The organism is Sulfitobacter sp. L-8 (genome assembly GCF_056859255.1).
Window position 1 is genome coordinate 274,977 of the sequence record NZ_JBSXOD010000052.1, and the last position, 20,353, is coordinate 295,329.

General features: G+C 59.2%; 17 protein-coding genes and 1 tRNA gene. 8 read left to right on the top strand and 10 right to left on the bottom strand.

Features of this window, described 5'->3' with window-relative positions; translation table 11 throughout:
* Positions 1–214: 214 nt before the first annotated feature.
* Entirely contained in the window at positions 215–1,330 is a 1,116-nt protein-coding gene (locus AC13DE_RS13250; RefSeq protein WP_483048101.1) for a pyridoxal phosphate-dependent aminotransferase, read from the bottom strand.
* A 137-nt stretch (positions 1,331–1,467) separates the two neighbouring features.
* Between AC13DE_RS13250 and AC13DE_RS13255 the strand changes: the two genes are divergently transcribed.
* Entirely contained in the window at positions 1,468–2,259 is a 792-nt protein-coding gene (locus AC13DE_RS13255; RefSeq protein WP_483048079.1) for a crotonase/enoyl-CoA hydratase family protein, read from the top strand.
* 200 nt (positions 2,260–2,459) lie between these two features.
* Here AC13DE_RS13255 and AC13DE_RS13260 read toward each other — a convergent pair whose 3' ends face one another.
* Positions 2,460–5,396, bottom strand: coding sequence for a valine--tRNA ligase (locus AC13DE_RS13260; protein ID WP_483048080.1), 2,937 nt, complete (start codon positions 5,394–5,396; stop codon positions 2,460–2,462).
* A 181-nt stretch (positions 5,397–5,577) separates the two neighbouring features.
* Between AC13DE_RS13260 and AC13DE_RS13265 the strand changes: the two genes are divergently transcribed.
* Complete coding sequence (locus AC13DE_RS13265; protein ID WP_483048081.1) at positions 5,578–7,875, top strand: xanthine dehydrogenase family protein molybdopterin-binding subunit; 2,298 nt, start codon at positions 5,578–5,580, stop codon at positions 7,873–7,875.
* Between the two features lie 72 nt (positions 7,876–7,947).
* Here AC13DE_RS13265 and AC13DE_RS13270 read toward each other — a convergent pair whose 3' ends face one another.
* Positions 7,948–8,433: a PaaI family thioesterase gene (locus tag AC13DE_RS13270; RefSeq protein WP_483048082.1), complete on the bottom strand. Its 486-nt coding sequence runs from the start codon at positions 8,431–8,433 to the stop codon at positions 7,948–7,950.
* 74 nt (positions 8,434–8,507) lie between these two features.
* Positions 8,508–9,374: a methylenetetrahydrofolate reductase [NAD(P)H] gene (metF, locus tag AC13DE_RS13275; protein ID WP_446295444.1), complete on the bottom strand. Its 867-nt coding sequence runs from the start codon at positions 9,372–9,374 to the stop codon at positions 8,508–8,510.
* 96 nt (positions 9,375–9,470) lie between these two features.
* Between metF and AC13DE_RS13280 the strand changes: the two genes are divergently transcribed.
* Complete coding sequence (locus AC13DE_RS13280; protein ID WP_446295443.1) at positions 9,471–10,376, top strand: LysR family transcriptional regulator; 906 nt, start codon at positions 9,471–9,473, stop codon at positions 10,374–10,376.
* A 16-nt stretch (positions 10,377–10,392) separates the two neighbouring features.
* Here AC13DE_RS13280 and AC13DE_RS13285 read toward each other — a convergent pair whose 3' ends face one another.
* The 3 genes from AC13DE_RS13285 to AC13DE_RS13295 form a co-directional block, all read right to left on the bottom strand.
* The gene (locus AC13DE_RS13285; protein WP_446295442.1) at positions 10,393–10,890 is read right to left on the bottom strand and encodes an RES family NAD+ phosphorylase; all 498 of its coding nucleotides are present in this window, start codon (positions 10,888–10,890) and stop codon (positions 10,393–10,395) included.
* Positions 10,887–11,393, bottom strand: a complete 507-nt coding sequence (parS, locus tag AC13DE_RS13290; protein WP_446295441.1) for a type II RES/Xre toxin-antitoxin system antitoxin — start codon at positions 11,391–11,393, stop codon at positions 10,887–10,889. Before parS ends, AC13DE_RS13285 begins: the two co-directional genes overlap by 4 nt.
* A 279-nt stretch (positions 11,394–11,672) precedes the next feature.
* A complete protein-coding gene (locus AC13DE_RS13295; protein WP_446314388.1) occupies positions 11,673–12,713 on the bottom strand; it encodes an NADP-dependent oxidoreductase in 1,041 nt (346 codons plus the stop codon).
* Positions 12,714–12,872: 159 nt separating this feature from the next.
* On the opposite strand from AC13DE_RS13295, the gene AC13DE_RS13300 reads away from it, so the two are divergent.
* Positions 12,873–13,658, top strand: coding sequence for an inositol monophosphatase family protein (locus tag AC13DE_RS13300; RefSeq protein WP_446295439.1), 786 nt, complete (start codon positions 12,873–12,875; stop codon positions 13,656–13,658).
* A gap of 63 nt (positions 13,659–13,721) precedes the next feature.
* Here the strand turns inward: AC13DE_RS13300 and AC13DE_RS13305 are convergent, their stop codons facing one another.
* On the bottom strand, positions 13,722–14,099 hold the full coding sequence (locus AC13DE_RS13305; RefSeq protein ID WP_483048083.1) for a GFA family protein: 378 nt from the start codon (positions 14,097–14,099) through the stop codon (positions 13,722–13,724).
* On the bottom strand, positions 14,096–14,839 hold the full coding sequence (locus AC13DE_RS13310; RefSeq protein ID WP_483048084.1) for a rhomboid family intramembrane serine protease: 744 nt from the start codon (positions 14,837–14,839) through the stop codon (positions 14,096–14,098). The genes AC13DE_RS13305 and AC13DE_RS13310 overlap by 4 nt, the downstream gene beginning before the upstream one ends.
* 57 nt (positions 14,840–14,896) lie before the next feature.
* Here AC13DE_RS13310 and AC13DE_RS13315 point away from each other — a divergent pair, with 57 nt between their 5' ends.
* On the top strand, positions 14,897–15,577 hold the full coding sequence (locus AC13DE_RS13315) for a hypothetical protein (RefSeq protein WP_483048085.1): 681 nt from the start codon (positions 14,897–14,899) through the stop codon (positions 15,575–15,577).
* On the opposite strand, the gene putA is transcribed toward AC13DE_RS13315, so the two are convergent.
* The gene (gene putA / locus AC13DE_RS13320) at positions 15,553–18,972 is read right to left on the bottom strand and encodes a bifunctional proline dehydrogenase/L-glutamate gamma-semialdehyde dehydrogenase PutA (RefSeq protein ID WP_483048086.1); all 3,420 of its coding nucleotides are present in this window, start codon (positions 18,970–18,972) and stop codon (positions 15,553–15,555) included. The two genes, AC13DE_RS13315 and putA, sit on opposite strands and share 25 nt — an antisense overlap.
* Positions 18,973–19,100: 128 nt before the next feature.
* On the opposite strand from putA, the gene AC13DE_RS13325 reads away from it, so the two are divergent.
* From AC13DE_RS13325 to AC13DE_RS13335, 3 genes are all read left to right on the top strand, one after another.
* Positions 19,101–19,556: an Lrp/AsnC family transcriptional regulator gene (locus AC13DE_RS13325; RefSeq protein WP_446295450.1), complete on the top strand. Its 456-nt coding sequence runs from the start codon at positions 19,101–19,103 to the stop codon at positions 19,554–19,556.
* A 31-nt stretch (positions 19,557–19,587) separates the two neighbouring features.
* Positions 19,588–20,142: a tetratricopeptide repeat protein gene (locus AC13DE_RS13330; RefSeq protein WP_483048087.1), complete on the top strand. Its 555-nt coding sequence runs from the start codon at positions 19,588–19,590 to the stop codon at positions 20,140–20,142.
* A gap of 40 nt (positions 20,143–20,182) precedes the next feature.
* A tRNA-Leu gene (locus AC13DE_RS13335) sits at positions 20,183–20,268 on the top strand.
* The last annotated feature ends 85 nt before the right edge of the window (positions 20,269–20,353 follow it).

Consider the following 20,353-nt stretch of genomic DNA (forward strand, 5'->3'; position numbering starts at 1 on the left):
GTGCGCCGATACGGTCTATTGCGATTCTAACGGCCCAGCCCGTAAGCATTACAGCTGGAAGACCCCATATTGCCCAAATCAACATGAACACCCACAGGACATTCACGCCAAACATGACGACGCAGGCGCTGATGTAATTTGGGGCAGATCTGCCTTGGTCAGTGTGGCGCATCGGTTCACTCCGGTACGGGGGACCTCGCAATCATATGCCGGATCAGGCTTGTGTCATCCCGATTTTGGCATCGGAAAGCGCGTCGGGTAGGGCGGCTGCAAAAGCGTCCAGGTCCGCCGGAGTGCCGCAGCTTACCCGAATGCAGCGGTTTTGCGGTGCGGCAAAGGGCATGCGAACGAATATGCCGCGTGCGACCAATCCGTCCAGCACTGCCTTGGCAAAAGCAGCGTCACGCCCGCAGTCAACAGCTACGAAATTCGCCGCCGAAGGTAGGGGTGACAAGCCATTGTGTACAGCAATTTGCGCGATCCGGTCGCGCGCCGCTGCAATCCGTTCCTGAACCTGGGCAAGCCATCCGGTGTCAAGCAACGCTGCCAGCGCCCCCGCCTGAGCGGCGCGGTTCATTCCGAAATGGTTGCGCACCTTGCCAAAGGCCGCGATCAGATCGGGCGTGCCGATGGCATATCCCACCCGCGCCCCGGCCAACCCATACGCCTTGGAAAAGGTCCGCATCCGGATAAGGCGCGGGTCATCTGCATTCAGGGCAGGGGCGGCCTCGGCTGGGGCGCATTCAATATAGGCTTCATCCAGGATCAGAAGGCAGCCTTGCGGCAACATATCAAGCGCGCTGGCAATCTTTTCTCCGGTGTGCCAACTGCCCATAGGATTGTCGGGGTTGGCAAGATAGACCAGCTTTGCTTCTTTCTCCGAAGCTTCCTTGAACAAAGCTGCCACATCTTCATGGTCGTCGAGATAAGGCACTTTATGCAGAATACCCCCATAACCCGCGACGTGGTAATTGAACGTGGGATACGCCCCCTCCGACGTGATGACCGGATCGCCCGGGGCAATCATCAGGCGAACCAGATACCCCAGTAGCCCGTCGATGCCTTCGCCTACGATAATGTGCTCGGGGGTGACAGAGTGATGTGCGGCTAAAGCACTGCGCAGTTCAAAGCTTTCTGGGTCACCGTACATCCACTGTTGTGCAGCTGCCATCGCCTCTGTTGCCCGGGGGGATGGACCAAAGACACTTTCATTGGCCCCCAGCCGTGCGGCAAATCTGCGGCCTTGTGCACGCTCCTGTGTTTCCGGCCCCACAAAGGGTACGGTCGAGGGTAACGAAGCGGCGAGCGGCGTGAGGCGATATTGTGTCATGTCCATCACGTAGCGCATGTGAAGTCGGCTCAGCAAGGATAGAAACATACCTGACCAATCAAACGCATGCCGTAGCGTTTTGCTTTGCAAGCGCATGGGTCTGACGTCACACTAAATTCATTGGCCAGGAGGATATCATGACACGCGTTTCCGTTACCTATGAAGACCATATCGCGCATGTGCGGCTTACCCGCGCGGAAAAAATGAACGCGCTCGATCAAGAAATGATCGACGCAATAATCGCAGCGGGAAACGAGGTCGCTGCGTCCGACGCCCGCGTGGCACTGATATCCGGTGAAGGCAAATCTTTCTGCGCTGGTATCGATATCAACGGGCTAAGCTCCATGGCCGGGGGGGACCCGGCTGAACTTATGATGCCCCGAACGCACGGCAATGGCACCACCAATCAATGGCAAGAGGTGTCGATGATCTGGACCCGCCTGAGCATACCGGTGATCGCAGCGCTGCATGGCAAGGTTTACGGGGCGGGGCTCCAGCTCGCCCTTGGGGCTGACATCCGTATCGGGGCACCGGATACAGAAATGGCGGTTATGGAAATGAAGTGGGGGATCGTGCCCGACATGGGCGGCATGGTGTTGCTCCCCAAACTGGTGCGCGGTGATATACTACGTCTGCTGACCTACACCGCCGACCCGATTGACGCGCTCAGTGCTGAACGTTGGGGCCTGATTACGAAAGTGGCGGACGATCCCGTTCTGACTGCAATGGAACTTGCAGAGGTGATTACCGGTAAAAGCCCGAGTGCCATCAAGGCGGCCAAACGCCTGATCACATTCGCCGAGGTTTCCGGCGTGGACGACGTTCTGCTTGAAGAATCGCGAGAACAGGCAGCGCTGCTGGGTCGGCCCCACCAAATGGAAGTTATCGCCGCAGAATTTGGCAAGCGTCGCGCGGTGTTTTCCGACTGACAGGTCAGCCCCGACTGAGATTTCAGACGGGGCCTTCCAAATGGACGATCTTCGCTTCCCAGCTAGGACCGCGAGGTCAAGGTCACTGCAAATGATTTCCAAATGGTAAAAAATCCTCGCCGAAGGCATTTTTCTTCTGGTGGACCAAAAGAGATTTACGCCTTCGGCGAGGATTTAAAGCCATTTGGAAGCGAACGCGATTACCCCAACTCGGCCAAACGGTTCAGGGCGGCCTGAAGCTGGTCTGCTTCTTCCTGACGCGCGTCAAGGTTACTTTGGGCTTCTGCGACAACTTCGGCCGGGGCGGAAGCGGCGAATTTGGGGTTGTTCAGGCGCCCCTTCAGACCGCCGATCTCCTTACCCAGTTTGTCGAGTGACTTTTGCAAACGGGCTTTTTCCGCGTCGATGTCGATCAGCCCCGCAAGCGGGAGGCCAAAGCTCGCGCCCGGCGCGGCGATGGAGACGGTGCCTTTGGGGAAGCTCTCTGTCTTCTCGATGGTTTCGACCCGTGCCAGACGTTTGATCATTACCTCGTTTCGGTCCCATGCGGTTTGGCCGGCGTCGTCCATGTCGGTATAGAGCATGGGTACTTTGAGCCCCGCAGGCACATGCATCTGTGCCCGTGCCGAACGGATGGATTCGATCAGGCTGATCACCCAGTTGAGTTCGCGGTCGGCGTCGGCGTCCAGCATTTCGGCGGTGCTGTAGGTCGGCCAGTCGCCATGCACCAGCATCTTGGGACGGGTAGCCGTGGTCTGCCACAGTTCCTCGGTGATGTAGGGCATGATCGGGTGGAGCAGTACAAGGCATTGATCCAGCACCCATTTCAGCGTCTGGCGAGTCTCGGCGGCCTCTGGCGCGTCGTCTTGCAGCAGGGGTTTGGAGAGTTCAACATACCAGTCGCAGACCTTGCCCCAGACAAAGGCATACAGCGCATTGGCCGCGTCGTTGAAACGGTAGTTGTCCAATGCGGCGTCGACCTCTTCGCGGACGCGGGCGGTTTCGCCGATGATCCATTTGTTCAGCGTGTGGTCGACCTGGGTGTGGCTGGTGTAGGTCACCGTCTCGACGCTCTCTTCGAACACGCCGTTCATCTCGGCGAAACGGTGGGCGTTCCACAGTTTGGTGCCGAAGTTGCGGTAGCCGGCGATGCGTGCGGTCGACAGTTTCAGGTCGCGCCCCATGGCGGCCATCGCCGTCAGGGTAAAGCGCACCGCATCCGCGCCGTATTCGTCGATCAGGTCCAGCGGGTCCAGCACGTTGCCAAGCGATTTGGACATTTTCTTGCCCTTCTCGTCGCGCACCAGCGCGTGGACATATACTGTATCAAACGGCTTTTGATCGACAACGGCGTATTGCATCATCATCATCCGGGCGACCCAGAAAAAGATGATGTCAAAGCCGGTGATCAGCACCGAGGTGGGGAAGTATTTCGCCAGCTCATCCGTCTGTTCGGGCCAGCCGAGCGTACCGATGGGCCAGAGACCCGACGAGAACCAGGTGTCGAGCACATCAGGGTCACGGGTGAGCGTCTTGCCGGGGGCCATCGCCTGCGCTTCGACTTCGGTTGCCGCGCAGTATTCCTTGCCCTCGTCGTCGAACCACACAGGGATCTGGTGCCCCCACCACAATTGGCGCGAGATGCACCAGGGTTCGATGTTTTCCAGCCAGTTGAAGTATACCTTGCGGTCCTGTTCGGGCAGGATCTGCACCTCTCCGTTGCGCACCGCGTCGATGGCGGGTTGCACGATCTTCGAGGTCTCGACGAACCACTGGTCGGTCAGCATCGGTTCGATCACCACTTTCGACCGGTCACCGAAGGGTTGCATGATCTTTTTGGGCTCGACCAACGGGACCGGCGTCTCGTGCCGCTCTTCGCCGACTTCTTCGGGGGCGAGGGGGGCTTTGACGGGTTTGCCCAACCGGGGATCCGTCGGCGGTACCAGGACGGCCAGGCCTTCGGCGGTGATGTCGGCGATGACCTTGGTGCGGGCCTCGAACCGGTCGAGGCCGCGGTATTCTTCGGGGACGAGGTTGATCTCTGTCGCGTCTGCGGGGGCGTCTTCACGGCCTTCGGCGATGGCGGCCGCGCGTGCGGCGGCGGCGTCATAGGGCAGGCCGTCGGCGCGCATGGCACCGCGGGTGTCCATCAGCGCGTAGAGCGGGATATTGTTGCGTTTGGCGACGCCGTAGTCGTTGAAGTCATGCGCGCCGGTGATCTTGACCGCGCCCGAGCCGAAGGTCTTATCGGGGTATTCGTCGGTAATGATCGGGATGCGGCGGCGCTGCGCTTTGGGGCCGACGGGGATTTCGCACAGTTTGCCAACGATCGGCGCATAGCGTTCGTCAGAGGTATGTACCGCTACCGCCCCGTCGCCCAGCATGGTTTCGGGGCGGGTCGTCGCGATAGAGATATAGTCGCGCTCCTCGGAAAGCGTCACATTGCCGTCTTCGTCTTTCTCGACGTAAGTATAGGTCGCGCCATCGGCCAGCGGGTATTTGAAGTGCCACATGTGCCCGTCGACTTCGGTGGATTCGACCTCGAGGTCGGAAATCGCGGTCTCGAAATGCGGGTCCCAGTTGACCAGGCGCTTGCCGCGATAGATCAGGCCCTTGTTATACATATCCACGAAGACCTTGATCACGGCATCGTGGAAGTTGCCTTCCTCGCCCGCGGGGGCTCCGGGGGCACCGGACATGGTGAAGGCGTTGCGCGACCAATCAAGCGAGGTGCCGAGGCGTTTGAGCTGACCGATGATCGTGCCGCCGGACTTCTGCTTTTGCTCCCAGACCTTGGCGGTGAAATCGTCGCGGGTGAAATCGGTGCGGCGTTTGCCGTCTTTGGCAAGCTCGCGTTCCACCACCATCTGCGTCGCGATACCGGCGTGGTCCTGACCGGGCTGCCACAGCGTATCAAAGCCGCGCATCCGGTGCCAGCGCACCAGAATATCCTGCAATGTATTGTTGAACGCGTGGCCCATGTGCAGCGATCCTGTCACGTTGGGCGGCGGGATCATGACCGAAAAGGTTTCCTCGCGCGAGGCGTTGGCACCGGCCTTGAAAGCACCTGACTCTTCCCATGCGGCGTATAAGCGGGCTTCGGCTTCGGCGGCGTCAAAATTCTTGTCGAGTGCCATGATCAGCGTCCTTCTTTTAACTTGGGGATGATCTAGCCGAGCAAGAGGGAAAGGGGAAGGCTGGCGGGTCTAATACTTCTAGAAATGTCAAAGCACCCGGTCACGCGGTGCATCTGGACATTACGGCTTTGCAGGCTAGTGTCAGCCCGAACGAGGTGACGGAACGAAGGAATGCGAGCAGATGGATAAGTTTGGAAAAAGCCAGCCGGTCAAACGGGTCGAAGATGTGCGGTTTCTGACCGGCGAGGGGCGTTATGTGGACGACATCACACCAGCAGGCGCGCTGCATGCGTATTTTTTTCGCTCGCCGGTTGGGCATGCGGTGATCACCGGGCTGAACGTGGAGGATGCGGCGCAGGCCGAGGGTGTGCATGCGGTGCTTACCATCGATGACCTTGAAGCCGCCGGCATGGACATTTCCATGGCTGGAACGATCCTGAAGAACCGAGATGGCACCGATGCTGCGAAACCTTTGCGGCCCATGCTGGCCAAGGGCAGGGTCCGCTATGTGGGTGAACCGGTTGCCGTCGTGATTGCAGATACGCTGGATCAGGCCCGCGATGCCGCCGAACTGATCGTGCTGGATGTCGACGACCTGCCGACCAACATGAAGCTGGAGCGCGGCGGAGCCACGATCCACCCCGAAGCGCCTGACAACATGGCATTTGATTGGGGGATGGGTGACGAAGAAGCGACCCAGAAGGCGTTTGATGCCGCGGCCAGGACCGTGAGCCTGGACGTGGGGGACAACCGGATCATCGTAAATTCGATGGAGCCTCGGGGGTGTTATGCCGAATGGACCAATGGCAAGGTGCATGTCGCCAACAACGCGCAGGGCGTCTGGGTACACAAAGGCAACCTCAAACGCGTGTTCGATCTGGACGACGACCACGTGCAGGTGACCAACCCCGACACAGGCGGCGGTTTCGGCATGAAGGCGTCGGCCTATCCTGAATATTTCTCGGTCGCGCAGGCGGCGCGGGCCTTGGGGCGTCCGGTGCGCTGGATGTCGGACCGGACCGAAGCAATGCTGAGCGATAATGGCGGGCGCGATCTGACATCACTGGCCGAATTCGCGTTTGATGAGAATAACAAGATCACCGCCTACCGCGTCCGCACCAAATGCAACCTCGGGGCCTATAACAGCCAATTCGGTCAGCCCATTCAGGCGCTGCTGTTCAGCAAGGTTTTGATGGGCGTATACGACGTACAGACTACATGGTTGCAGGTCGAAGGCTATTACACCAACACGGTGCAGACCGATGCCTATCGCGGTGCTGGTCGCCCGGAGGCGATCTATGTGCTGGAACGCCTGATGGACCGCGCCGCCCGAGAGTTGGGTGTCGACCCGTGGGAGCTTCGCAGGATCAACTTTATCAAGCCTGAACAGTTTCCGTATACGTCCGCGACAGGCGAAAACTATGATGTCGGGGATTTTAACCGCTTGTTGACGCGCGCGGCGGCCGAGGCCGACCACGAAGGTTTTGCCGCCCGCAAGGCGGAGGATGCCAAGCGGGGGCTGCTGCGGGGGCAGGGCCTGTGCTATTATATCGAAAGCATCCTTGGCGATCCCGCAGAAGGGGCCAAAGTCGAGTTCAACGAAGATGGCACCGTCTTTATTTATGTGGGCACCCAGTCGAACGGGCAGGGTCACGAGACTGTCTATGCGCAGTTCCTGTCGGACCAGACCGGCATCCCGGCCGAGTTGATTCACGTGATCCAAGGCGATAGCGATTTGATTGCCCAAGGCGGCGGTACCGGCGGTTCGCGCTCTGTCACGACGCAAAGCACGGCGACGCTTGCGACGGTTGCGAAGATGACGGAGGCTTTCACAGCGTTTCTGTCCGATGAGATGGGCGTGCCGGCCGCCGCAATCAGCTTTGACGACGAACGCTTCCGTGCGGACGGGTCAAACATGACTCCTACGATGCTGGAGGTGGCCGAGATGGCCCGTGCAAAGGGTCGCACCGACCTGCTTGTACATCATGAACGCGCGACCTTGCCAGGCCGCAGCTATCCCAACGGGGCCCACGTGTCCGAGGTGGTGATCGACCCTGAAACCGGTATCGTCGCTGTCGAACGCTATACTGTGGTTGACGATTTCGGTAATCTTATCAACCCGATGCTAGCCGAAGGTCAGGTGCATGGCGGCGTGGTTCAGGGTATAGGGCAGGCCATTCAGGAACACGTCGTGTATGACGAAGACGGACAGTTGCTCACCGCGTCATTCATGGACTATGCGATTCCGCGCGCCATTGATGTGCCCTACATCGCGTTCAATTCCGAACCTGTCCCATCCACCGCAAACCTCATGGGAATGAAGGGATGTGGCGAAGCAGGAACTGTCGGTGCACTGGCTGCCATCGCGAACGCGGTTCAGGATGCGTTGTGGGACCAAGGCGTGCGTCAGGCGGATATGCCATTCACCCCGCACAGGGTTTGGGAAATGCTTAATGATCAGGCAATCGCCGCCGAATGATCCCGAGGTTATCGCGACGCGCGGGCGGGGTACACCCGCCCCCACGTCGTTTGAGAGTTTGGATGCGAAATTCTATTTGGCGATTTGCATGACAATGCACGTGGTGGAGCCCGTGGCGTAAAGTTTGCCGTCTTCGACGCCACGAATTTCACCATGCGCAACCCCGGTAGACCGGCCCACGTGATCGGTTACGCCTACGCAGTCAATCTGCATGCCCAATGGGATCGCGCGCAAAATGTTGATCTTGTATTCCAGCGTTGTGTACACCGACCCGCGCGGGACCTTGGTCATGACGGCGCAGGCCATAGCGGAATCGAGCAAGGTACCGTACCAACCGCCGTGCACCGTGCCCATCGGGTTGGTAACATTGAATTCCGGAGCACCCCGAAAAACAGCGCGCCCGTCTGACACCTCGTGCAAGGTGTAGCCCATGGTGCCGCCGATAGGCGGGCCGGGGTTGGTACCGTCCAGAATTTTCTGCATGAATTCAAGACCAGTCAACCCAAGCACTTCGGACTGGCTCAGCAGGTCTTCGGGACCATCGGCAAGGTGTGGCATTTAAGAAATCTCCGGCAAATATGTGCCGGAGAAACTTGTTGATTTTTCTGCCTGAGGGCAAGCCGAGATATATCTTACGCGACGTCTGACAATGCTGTTTGTGATGTCACGCCCAAGGCGCGGCACACGCTGCGGGTCAGCTCGGGGCGGTTCAGAGTGTAAAAATGCAGGTTTTCGACACCTTCGTCCACCAGCTCACTGCACATTTCGCTGCATAGTGCGGTGGACAACAGATCGTGGCGATCATCGCGGAGCGCGGCATTATAGGCTTCGTCCAGCCATGCCGGCACCAAAGCGCCGCAGCGCGTCGCAAAATTGCGCGCAGACTTCCAATTGGTCACCGGCATGATGCCCGGCGTAATCGGCTTGGTGATACCGGCCGCGGCGCAGGCATCGCGAAAACGCAGAAAGGTTTCGGTTTCAAAGAAAAATTGAGTGATCGCTTCGTCGGCACCAGCATCGAACTTGCGCTTGAGCCATTCAACATTCTGCGCCTGATCCGGGGATTCGGGGTGTGGCTCGGGGTAGGCACCGACCCGCAGCGTAAATTTCCCCGTCGCGGCCAAAGCTTCGATCAATTCGCAGCTGTCGGCAAAGCCATCCGGGTGTGGCGTAAATACGCTGGCCCCATTTTCAGGATCACCGCGCAATGCGACAATATCGGTGACGCCGATTTCGGCAAAGCTGTTCGCGACCTCAAGTGTTTCGGCTTTGCTTGCGCCGACGCAGGTCAGGTGCGCTGCCACCGGCAGGCCGGATGTGCGGCGCAGTACATGAGCAGAATCATGCGTCAGATCGCGGGTCGACCCGCCTGCACCGTAGGTCACGGAAAAAAAGCGGGGTCCCAAAGGTGCCAGCGCTTGAGCCGTATCCCAAAGACGGAATGATGCGTCGACGGACTTGGGCGGGAAAACTTCAAAGGAAACGGCTGGCGTGGTCATGTCGGGCAATCCTATTCTTTATTTCAACTCTTGTTGCACGAACTGAGTTGTGAAACAAACTCATAACTTTCATCTTCAACATGAGGAACGCCTCATATGCATATTGAGTTCCGTCATCTGCGCACCATTCAGGCCATTCACGAGGCCGGAGGTCTCGCGCGGGCCGCCGATACGATGAACATCACCCAATCCGCTTTGTCGCATCAGGTAAAGGGGCTGGAGGATCAGGCCGGGGTAGAGCTGTTCGTGCGTCGGTCCAAACCGCTAAAGCTGTCGCCTGCGGGACTGCGCCTGCTGAAGCTGGCCCAACAGGTGCTGCCACAGCTCGAGGCGGCGCAGGCTGAATTCATGGGGCTACGTGCTGGCAGCACAGGCCGGATGCACATTGCCATTGAATGTCACGCCTGTTTCGAATGGTTGTTCCCGGTGCTTGAACAGTTTCGCAAATCCTGGCCCGATGTAGATGTCGATATCCGCCCCGGTCTGGCCTTTGATGCCTTGCCCGCCTTGTTGCGCGAAGAGGTCGATCTGGTGGTTTCATCGGATCCCGAGGACCTGCCCGGCGTCAAGTTTGTTGAATTGTTCGATTACAAGGCGGTGTTTGTCGCCGCCAGCCATCACCCCCTTGCGGCCAAACCATATGTCGAGGCCGCAGATTTCAGAAGCGAAACGCTGATTACCTATCCGGTGGAACGCACACGCCTTGACGTGTTCAGCCAGTTGTTGATTCCCGCCAAGGTCGAGCCGCTTGCCATCCGTCAGGTTGAACTCACGGCGGTGATCCTGTTGCTTGTCGCTTCCAACCGCGGGGTCGCGGTCTTGCCCGACTGGGTCGTTCGCGAGGTGAAATACAGCAATGATTATGTCACGCGTCCGCTGACGGAAAACGGCGTGACGCGCAGATTGTACGCCGCCGTGCGCGAGGATGATCTGGACAAGCCTTTCATGTCGCAACTGCTGAAACTGGCAGGGGAAGAAGCGCGGAAATTGCAGCGGGCTTAAGGCGTGATGTTGCCGTTTAAACATGCAGGCGTGGATCAAGAGCGAAATGTTCTTGCTGCACATCGTCGAACTGGCCTGTGGCCTTGGTGGCATCGAAGATCAGGTTCCAGCTATGCCGGGACACTGTAGAGGGGATCAAAACAAACAGGTGGTCGCGTAGCAGCGCGTCGCCGAACCCTTTTTGGCCCGCCCCATGTGACCCCGGAACCAACCAGTTCGCGTTAGGTATATCAGCGGTATCAAGGACATGTACCTTGGCAGGGTCGATCACTCTGGCAGAGGTCAGCACATGATGTGCAGTGTCCAGCGCCCTGAAGCCCTTGTGGACCGCGACTTCCATGATCGCGGTCGCGGGGTCAAGAGAGGTATAGACCGCCCGGACTCCTTGCGAATTCCAGCGGCCCCCCACGCGGTATGACCCTTCGCCAGTGTGCCATGTCGGCGCATGTTGCCGCTGGTCGAGCCTCCAGAACCGCAGTTCGCCCGTTCCGAGCGGCGGTGGCAGTGGCGTCACGCGTAGACCCCGTACTCCATCCGGGTCAGGGTGTTTTCCACCGCTTCGGCCCCTGCGGCCGACGAAAGCAGGTCGATGGGCCGTCGGTTGTCCAGACCGATGGCAGGGGCCAGCATCCAGGCCTCGGCTGCTTCTTGGTCGCCAAAGACGTCGGTAGCTTGCGCCAGCAACTCTGCAAAGCGCCAAGCTCGGCTGCTTTGTTCTGTAGACAGGCGGTCTTTGCCTTTTTCGGCTCTTTTGCGTTGCAGGGTGCGTAGGCTCATGCCGATCGCCTTGTTCAGCGCATCGCCCGACGACAGCACCGATACTGTGTCCACAAGATGCAGCAGTGCTTGGGAGGAAATGCCTTTCACGATCACATCATGCGCATCCAAAGAGTTTCGCACCGTTTGCTTGATGACCTTTTGCCCGCCCAAAAGCCGGAAAGCGCGCACGGCGTCGTCTGTCTCCGCATTCATTAACGGGAGGTTATCCCTTTCACTCAGAAAGGCTGTAGCACCCATGGCTGTACTCCTTTTCGTCACGTGTCGCTAAATAAGTGACATGTGTCGCGATGTATTTCAAGAGGCAACTCAAGTGCGCATAAACTATTTGATCGCATGTGCGGGGCGACCCGCGAAAACAATCGCGGTATGCAGGCCGCAATCAGGCTGACCGGGCCTGGTGTCAGGGGATAGGGCACATGCCGTGCGCGATGATGTGGCGGGGATGTCGCTGTGAGGGCGCTGTCACGCCCTGGCAACGGGAAGGGTAGGGGCGCGCACGCCCCCACCGATATCTGTTCAGCCGACCTTGACGATGGCCTTGCCTTGATTGCCGCCGGTCAGCAGGTCCATGAACGCCTGCGGTGCGTTTTCAAGGCCCTCGGTGATGTCCTCTTTGACCGCGATGGTACCGTCGGCCACCTTGGGCGCGACTTCTTTCATGAATTCGGGAAACCTGTTCCAGTGGTTGGAAATGATAAATCCGTTCACGCTGAGGAAGTTTACCAGAATCGTGCGCCACAGCTTTGGTGCAGTGAGCGCTTCTTCGGCGGCGTTGGCACCCAGACCACCGGCGTTATACCATGCGATCATGCCGCAGATCGGGATACGCCCGTGCGGGTTCATCAGCGGCATCACCGCTTCGAGCACTTTGCCGCCGACGTTTTCAAAATAGATATCGATGCCCTTCGGGCAGACGTCTTTCAGGGCGGCGCGCAGGGATTTGGCGTCGTCGTAAGCGCGGTGGTCAATGCATTCGTCAAAGCCAAAGTGATCCTTGGCCATCGCGCATTTGTCTGCACCGCCCGCGATACCCACCACGCGCAGGCCATGCGACTTGGCGATCTGCCCCACCATGGAGCCGACCGGCCCTGTTGCCGCGGCAACCACAAGGGTCTCGCCCGCTTTGGGACGGCCATATTCCATCAGCCCATGCCAGCCGGTGAAACCGGGCATGCCAAGCACGCCGAGCGAGGTGGTGATGGACACCTGATCGGGGTCGACCTTCCGCAGCAGATTTGCAGGCTGAACCCCGTGGGTGGCCCAGCCGAACATGCCAAATGCGTGATCGCCGACCTTGAAATTGGGGCTGTTGGAGGCGATTACCTCGCCAACCGACCCGCCTTCCATGGTGCCACCTACGGGCACAGGCGCTGCATAGGATTTTCCGTCATCCATCCGACCGCGCATATAGGGGTCAAGCGACATGTATTTCACGCGGACAAGGACCTCGCCGTCGCCCGGGGTGGGCACGGGCCCTTCTTCGAGACGGAAGTTATCGGCGGTCGGTGCGCCATCGGGGCGGGACGCCAGTACGATACGTTTCATTTGGTCAGACATTTAGCTTTCCTCCTTGGGGGTGTTATCGGCAGGTTATCTGGAATACCGCCATGCACAAGGTGGCGATCCGCGCCACGTTACGTCAGATGACCCTGCCCCCTTGGCAAATGGGGAAGGTAGGCTTATACGCACGGCCTGATCCATTGAGGGACGCGAAATATGGTTGGCAGTGCAAATCTAAACATCATGATCAAGGCAGCGCGGCGTGCGGGACGCGGGCTGGTCAAGGATTTTCGCGAGGTAGAGAACCTTCAGGTGTCGATGAAAGGCGCTGGCGATTTTGTCAGCCGTGCCGATCTTCAATCTGAAAAGACCCTGAAAGACGAGCTGATGGGCGCGCGCCCGACCTATGGATGGTTGGCCGAAGAAGGTGGCGGCGAAGACGGGCAGGACCCCACGCGACGCTGGATCGTCGACCCCTTGGATGGCACGACGAACTTTTTGCATGGTCTGCCCCATTGGGCTGTGTCTATAGCGCTTGAACACAAGGGCCAGATCGTGGCCGGTGTCGTGTTCGACCCCGCCAAGGACGAGATGTTCTTTGCCGAAAAAGGCGCGGGTGCCTGGATGAACGACGGCCGTTTGCGGGTTTCGGGCCGGTCCCGGATGATCGAGGCGATATTCGCCACGGGTCTGCCGTTTGGCGGACGTGCGGATCTGCCCGATACGCTGAGCGATCTTGGGCGTATCCTGCCGGTGTGCGCAGGGGTGCGTCGCTGGGGCGCCGCCGCGCTTGACCTGGCCTATGTCGCCGCCGGCCGCTACGATGGTTTTTGGGAGCGGCGGTTGAGCCCTTGGGATCTGGCCGCGGGTATGCTGATCGTGCGCGAGGCCGGTGGCATGGTCGAGCCGTTGAACCCCGCAGGCAATGTCCTGGAAGACGGTGAGATCGTCTGTGCCAATGAAGCGCTGTTTTCGGGTTTCGCGAAAATCGCCAGGGGCTGAGTATCCTGCCTGGAAAGGATGCCTTCGGCGAGGATTTTTGGCCATTTGGAATTGGGTCCAGGTCTATCTGTCCGACGGGTGATTGATGCCATCGGTATATGGAATGGGTTCCAGGAGCCAGGGTTCGGCCCCGTCAATGCACCCGAGGTTGATGCCGCATTGCGCGGGGTCTGACCGACGCTGGTGGTACATGTAGATCCCACAGGTTTTGCAGAAATAATGCTTGGCGGTCCCGGTGCCCCATCTGTAGAGCGTGAGGTTTTCCGTTCCGTGCAAGACGTCTACAGACGTGGCGATAGCCGTGACCGCCGCGGCGGCACGGCGGCGGCAAAATGAGCAGGTGCAGCGGCTGGCGGACGACAGGCCGGTGGGCAGGGTTGCCCTGAGGGTCACTGCCCCGCAGTGGCATGTTGCGTGGTGGATTTCCTCGGCCGGGGTCATTTGCGTTTTACCTTCGGGATGCGGCTGGTGGCGATGGTATAGTGGGCTTCGGCGTGCGGTGGGTGACCTTGTGTCGACGACCAGAACGCCGGGCCGCCGAGGCTGAGCCACAGCGGCAGGGTGAGCAGGATCCCGACGAAGAAGCCACCGGCGTGGGCCCAATAGGCCACGCCGCCGATGGTCGGGTCGGCCCCGATCCCGCCGATGAGTTGCATTCCGAGCCACAGGCCCAGCATGATCCATGCCGGTATCGGGAATATGCGGAAGAACACGATGAAGATGATGAGAATATCGACTTTGGCTTTGGGGTAGAGCAGCAGATAGCCGCCCATGACGCCGGCAATGGCACCAGAGGCCCCCACAGTTGGAACCGGGGAGTAGGGGGCCGAAATGACATGCGCCCCGGCTGACAGCACGCCGCAGGCAAGATAGAAGATCAGGTAGCCGATATGGCCCATCTCGTCTTCGATATTATCGCCGAAAATGTAGAGAAACAGCATGTTGCCAGCGAGGTGCAGCCAGCCCCCGTGCAGGAACATCGAGGTGAACAGCCCGGAGTAGTCTTGGCCTGAGGTCACGCGACCCGGAATCAATGCCCATTCAAAGAAGAAGATATTGAGGGCGCGGTCTTCGCCGAACAGGCCGACATAGCTTAGAAATACGCCAATGTTCACCGCCATCAGCAGATAAGTGACATAGGGCGTGCGCCCTGACGGGTTATGGTCGCGAATGGGGAACATGGACGGACCCTCAGACATCCGTTACGACTGGTCAAGAGGCATCGTGGCGGATGTTTAATGGGTGAACTGAAAGGCACTTCCGTGGAAATTACCTGCCTGCATACCGCTGCACTTCATGTGCCCCGGTTTTCGGCTTTGTTCGAGGCCGAGGGCTGGGAAGGCAGAGTTGCACATATCGTCCGGCCCGATTTGCTTGCGCGTGCCCAGGCCGGTGGGCCAGAGGCCGTCAGAGGAGAGGTATCCCAAATAATCGGGGCGCACATGGCCGGCGATGCCTTGTTGTGCAGTTGTTCGACGCTGGGCCCGTTGATCGAAAGCCTTGCGGCGGAGTATGTAAGGGTTGACCGGCCTGTCATGGAGGCGGCGGCGCGGTACAAGCGCGTCATGCTGGTCATCTGTTTGGAAAGCACGCGTGCGGCCACGGTCAACCTGTTTGAAGCATGCGCGAAAGCGCCGGATGTCCGGGCGCATGTGATCATGTGTCAAACCGCCTGGAGCTTGTTTGAAGAAGCGGATATGGCGGATTTTTATGCCGCGATTGCCCAAGATGTGGTAGCTGGCATGGATGTCTTGGCCGATACGGATTGCATCGTTCTGGCCCAGGCATCCATGGACGGTGCTGCGGCTTTGTTGTCTGAGTTGCGCGTGCCGGTGATGACGACACCGGTTCTGGCGGTACGGCGAGCAATCGATGTTGCCCGCCACCAACACATTCAGCCAGCAGCACCGAGCAGCTGAGCATTGCCCCCTGAAGCCGTCGTATCGACGCAGACATGTCTTTCGGCGCGGACCCGTGCCGTATCGGGAAGCCCCCTTATCAAAGGGACGATAGGGCCGGATCGAGCCGCCAGGGCCACTTCGACGGCGCGGGCGGTTTCTTCGTCGCCCCACCATAAGACGCCACCATACGCCGGGCCGCCGGTGAGTGACGCGGCATCGATCTGCCCGTTCATTTCGACGGCAGTACCGCCAAGCGCCGAAACCGCACGCGCCTGTTCTGCGGCTGTGGTTGGACCCGGCCCCATACACAGCAAGGCGGCGCGCGGTAATGTGCTGAGCCGGTTGGACTCTCCGGTCGGGCCAGGAAGGGTGACCGTTTCAAGGATCGGTACCGCATGGGCAGGCAGCGGAGGCAGTTCTGTTTGGTCGGTGTCCCAGGTTTCACCTTGGGTTTTCAAGTCCGGTTCGCTGAAACGTGGCAAATAATTGGGGCCGCCTGCCTTTGGGCCTGTGCCAGATAAGCCTTCACCGCCAAAGGGTTGGCTGCCAACGATCGCCCCGATCTGATTGCGGTTCACATAGATATTACCCGCTTCGATCCTTTCGGATACATGCTGGACCCTGTCGTCGATACGCGTTTGCAAGCCAAACGTCAGGCCATAGCCGGTCGCATTGATCGCATCTATCACCTTGTTGAGCTGGGTGGCTTTGAAGGTCGCGATGTGCAGTACGGGGCCGAAGATCTCTTGTTTCAGGTCTGCGATGCCATTGATGCGGATCATCGTCGGCGCGACGAACGTGCCTTTGGCGGGGGCGGCCAGTTCAGCGATCACGCGGCCTTCGCTGCGGGCAGCGTCGATGTGGTCGGCGATGGTCTTGCGGGCCGCTTCGTCGATTACCGGGCCGACATCGGTCGAGATCTGCCACGGGTTGCCGAGGGTCAGCACCTCCATTGCGCCGGTCAGCATTTCGATCACGTCTTCGGCGATGTCCTCTTGGATATAGAGGCACCGCAGGGCCGAACACCGCTGGCCCGCCGATTGAAACGCGCTTTCGACAATGGCCTGAACGGCCTGTTCGGGCAGGGCGGTGCTGTCGACGATCATCGCATTGATCCCGCCGGTTTCCGCGATCAGCGTCGTGCCGGGGGTGCAGTGCTTGGCCATGGTTTCACGGATACGCAGTGCTGTGCCTGTTGAACCGGTGAAAGCTACGCCGTTGATGCGCGGGTCCGATACCAGTGCCGCGCCGACGTCACCCCCACCGGGAAGCAGTTGCAACACAGCACGCGGAACGCCCGCCTCGTGCAGGAGCGATGTCGCCAGAAATGCGATAAGGGGTGTCTGTTCGGCAGGTTTGGCCAGCACGGCATTGCCGGCAGCCAGAGCCGCACTAACCTGACCACAGAAGATCGCCAGCGGGAAGTTCCACGGCGAGATGCACGTGAAGCGTCCAGCAGGTGGGGTATTGGTTGCCTGACACGCGTAATAGCGCAGAAAATCCACGGCCTCGCGTAATTCGGCGACGCAGTCGGGCAGGCCTTTGCCTGCCTCGCGGGCCAAAAGGGCAAAGATTTCGCCGTAATGCGATTCAAGCATATCGGCCGCGCGTAGCAGTACCTCTTGGCGGTGTTCCAGAGGAGCGCCCCAAACAGCAGCGTTATCCAATGCAGCTTGGACATCCGCCTCGGACGCATTTCGCACGGTACCGGGGCTTCGGCTTGATGCGGCAGGATTCAGCAGGCGTACCGCTTTTTTGGGCTTTGCCTCGACCGCCAGCAACGGCACCGCCGCCCAGCTATGGGCTTTCCATGGCGCGCGCGCGGATTCGATCACATCCAGCGTCGGCGTGTGTGTCAGGTCGAACCCCATCGAGTTTACGCGGGCGGGCAGGTAAAGTTCCGGTCCCGTGGGGATATGCAACGTGGTGCCGGACAGGCTTTCAAAAGGGTCTGCCGCAACGACTTCGGGGGGAACTTCTTCGTCAACGATCTGGTTGACGAAGCTGGAATTGGCACCGTTTTCCAGCAATCGCCGTACCAGATACGCCAGAAGATCCGCATGCGCCCCGACCGGCGCATAAACGCGACAGTGGGTACCGTGCTTTTCCATGATGATATTGTGCAAAGTCTCGCCCATGCCATGCAGGCGTTGGAATTCAAATTTCTCCTTGTCCTCGGCCATGTGCAGCACCGCTGCGACCGTGTGGGCGTTGTGGGTGGCAAACTGCGGATAGATCCTGTCGGTCATGTTCAGCAGTTTTCTGGCATTGGCGATATAGGATACGTCAGTCGCGGCCTTTTGGGTGAACACCGGAAAGCCATCGACGCCTTTCACCTGAGCGCGTTTGATCTCGGTGTCCCAGTAGGCGCCTTTCACCAGTCGCACCATGATCTTGCGATCGTGGCGAATGGCCATGTCATAGAGCGCATCAATGACCACACCGGCGCGTGGACCATAGGCTTGTACGACCACCCCGAAACCGGCCCAACCCGAAAGCGCCGGTTCAGACAGCACCTTTTCGATAACATCGAGAGAAAGACCAAGGCGGTCGGCTTCTTCCGCGTCGATATTCAGGCCCATGCCGGCAGATTTTGCCAAGAGCGCCAAGGCTCTCAGACGCGGTACAAGATCGCGCATGACAGAGCTTTCCTGGGCGACTTCGTAGCGGGGATGAAGCGCCGACAGCTTTACCGAAATGCCGGGATTCTTGCGGCTGTCCTTGTTGGTGCAGGCGACCGCTATGGCTGATATCGCCCGGCTGTAGCTGAGGTGATAGCGTTTTGCGTCGTCTTCTGTTCGCGCAGCTTCGCCCAGCATGTCATAGCTATATGTATAGCCCTTCTTTTCCATACCCTTGGCGCGTTCCATCGCGGCGGTGATGTTTTCGCCAAGCACAAACTGGCGGCCCATTTCCTTCATCGCGCGGCTGACCGCCGTCCGGATCACCGGTTCGCCCAGCCGTTTGATGGCCGCCCTCAGGTGACGCACCGGGCCGGGCTGGTCATCGTCCAGCACGCGCCCGGTCAGCATCAGCGCCCATGTCGACGCGTTGACCAAAGGCGAAGTCGAATGCCCCATGTGACGTCCCCAATCGGAGGGCGCGATCTTGTCTTCGATCAACGCATCAATGGTTTCTGCATCGGGCACACGCAACAGCGCCTCTGCCAGACACATCAACGCCACGCCCTCATCGGTGGACAACCCGTATTCAGCCAGAAAGACCTCCATCATACCGGGCGCGGTATGGCCACGGATCGCTCTGACGATGTCCGCAGCGGCCTTGGTTATCGCAGCGCGCTCTTCCGGAGAAAGATGCGCGTTACGCACCAGTTCCCGCAGGACGTTTTCTTGATCTGTATAGGTACCTGCATCAATCTGATGGCGTAAAATCGGGGACGAATCGCGTGCCATGGGCTACTCCAGTGAACAATTGGACTAGTATACCTATGGAAACGGAGTAGTAGTTCCTGATTCTATCAAGTTTGATGGTCAAAGCGCTTTATTATTAGGTGATTCGCGTGACAAATGAAGATTTCAGAATGGACCGTTTCGACGCCGCTATTTTGTCAGTGCTGGCCGAAGACGGGCGGATCAGCATCACCGATCTTGCCAAGCGGATCGGTTTGTCGAAATCGCCGACCCAGGCGCGGCTGCGGCGCCTGGAAGACGCAGGGGTAATCCTGGGATATCGGGCGTTGCTTGACCCGATTCGGTTGGGTCTGGATCATGTCGCTTTCGTGGAGGTGCGGCTAAGCGACACCCGCGAAGCCGCTCTCAAGGCATTCAATGCCGCGGTGTTGCGTGTCCCCGAAATCGAACAGGCGCACATGATTGCCGGCAATTTTGATTACCTGCTTAAGGTACGGACCCGAGACATGGCCGCCTATCGGCAATTTCTGGGAGAAAAGATCACCGCCCTGCCGCATGTGTCAAACACCTCTACCTATGTGGCGATGGAAGCTGTCAAGGAAATCATGCTTGCCGATGTGACTTGACTTGAAACCGATCCGGCGCAAACGTTCGATTATGCGCATATTAGGTATCCTGACCTTGCTCTCCGGCCCCGCGCTTGCAGCGGGGTGTCCGCAGCTGCCCGATTATTCGCCCGAGCTTCGGAATCTGATCGAGCAAGCCGACCGTGCGCCTGATGTTCGTGCCGGTCGCGTCGTATCGGATGCGATGTGGAAGGTCTGGCTGCGTGCTCCGGATGAGGTTGCTCAAGGGATACTGGACACCGGGCTTCGTCGTCGTGACGCGTATGACTTTCTTGGGGCGATCGGTGAATTTAATCGTCTGGTTGCATATTGCCCCGACTACGCCGAAGGATACAATCAACGCGCCTACATTCATTTTTTGAACGGTGAGTATGCGGCGGCGCTCACCAATCTCGACATGGCACTGAATTTGCAGCCTCTGCATGTTGCCGCTCAGACAGGCAGAGCGCTGACGCTGATGCATATGGGTCGTATATCCGAAGCGCGCGCGCAGCTGTTGATCGCGGTGGAAAATAACCCGTGGCTGCCCGAGGCCGGGCTTTTAGCCAAAGATGCGCCCCTTGGACCGCAGGGAAGCGATATCTGACATTTACACCGCTGCGAACCTCGCTATGTTGCGCGTCGTTGCGGGCGTGATGGAATGGTAGACATACCAGACTTAAAATCTGAGGGGCTTATGCCCGTGGGGGTTCGAGTCCCCCCGCCCGCACCACCACCATTCACGGACTATCGGTTTGACCTTCGCCTACCGCTATCAGCTGTTGGAGGCTGACTTGGCTCGCCAGCCCCGCTCCATC

Coding starts and splice junctions, on each gene's coding strand:
- AC13DE_RS13315 (WP_483048085.1), top strand. CDS start 14,897: ATGGGTGAACTGAAAGGCACTTCCGTGGAAATTACCTGCCTGCATACC.
- AC13DE_RS13330 (WP_483048087.1), top strand. CDS start 19,588: ATGCGCATATTAGGTATCCTGACCTTGCTCTCCGGCCCCGCGCTTGCA.
- AC13DE_RS13255 (WP_483048079.1), top strand. CDS start 1,468: ATGACACGCGTTTCCGTTACCTATGAAGACCATATCGCGCATGTGCGG.
- AC13DE_RS13270 (WP_483048082.1), bottom strand. CDS start 8,433: ATGCCACACCTTGCCGATGGTCCCGAAGACCTGCTGAGCCAGTCCGAA.
- putA (WP_483048086.1), bottom strand. CDS start 18,972: ATGGCACGCGATTCGTCCCCGATTTTACGCCATCAGATTGATGCAGGT.
- AC13DE_RS13300 (WP_446295439.1), top strand. CDS start 12,873: ATGGTTGGCAGTGCAAATCTAAACATCATGATCAAGGCAGCGCGGCGT.
- AC13DE_RS13280 (WP_446295443.1), top strand. CDS start 9,471: ATGCATATTGAGTTCCGTCATCTGCGCACCATTCAGGCCATTCACGAG.
- AC13DE_RS13325 (WP_446295450.1), top strand. CDS start 19,101: ATGGACCGTTTCGACGCCGCTATTTTGTCAGTGCTGGCCGAAGACGGG.
- AC13DE_RS13265 (WP_483048081.1), top strand. CDS start 5,578: ATGGATAAGTTTGGAAAAAGCCAGCCGGTCAAACGGGTCGAAGATGTG.
- AC13DE_RS13260 (WP_483048080.1), bottom strand. CDS start 5,396: ATGGCACTCGACAAGAATTTTGACGCCGCCGAAGCCGAAGCCCGCTTA.
- AC13DE_RS13250 (WP_483048101.1), bottom strand. CDS start 1,330: ATGACACAATATCGCCTCACGCCGCTCGCCGCTTCGTTACCCTCGACC.
- metF (WP_446295444.1), bottom strand. CDS start 9,374: ATGACCACGCCAGCCGTTTCCTTTGAAGTTTTCCCGCCCAAGTCCGTC.
- AC13DE_RS13295 (WP_446314388.1), bottom strand. CDS start 12,713: ATGTCTGACCAAATGAAACGTATCGTACTGGCGTCCCGCCCCGATGGC.
- AC13DE_RS13305 (WP_483048083.1), bottom strand. CDS start 14,099: ATGACCCCGGCCGAGGAAATCCACCACGCAACATGCCACTGCGGGGCA.
- parS (WP_446295441.1), bottom strand. CDS start 11,393: ATGGGTGCTACAGCCTTTCTGAGTGAAAGGGATAACCTCCCGTTAATG.
- AC13DE_RS13310 (WP_483048084.1), bottom strand. CDS start 14,839: ATGTTCCCCATTCGCGACCATAACCCGTCAGGGCGCACGCCCTATGTC.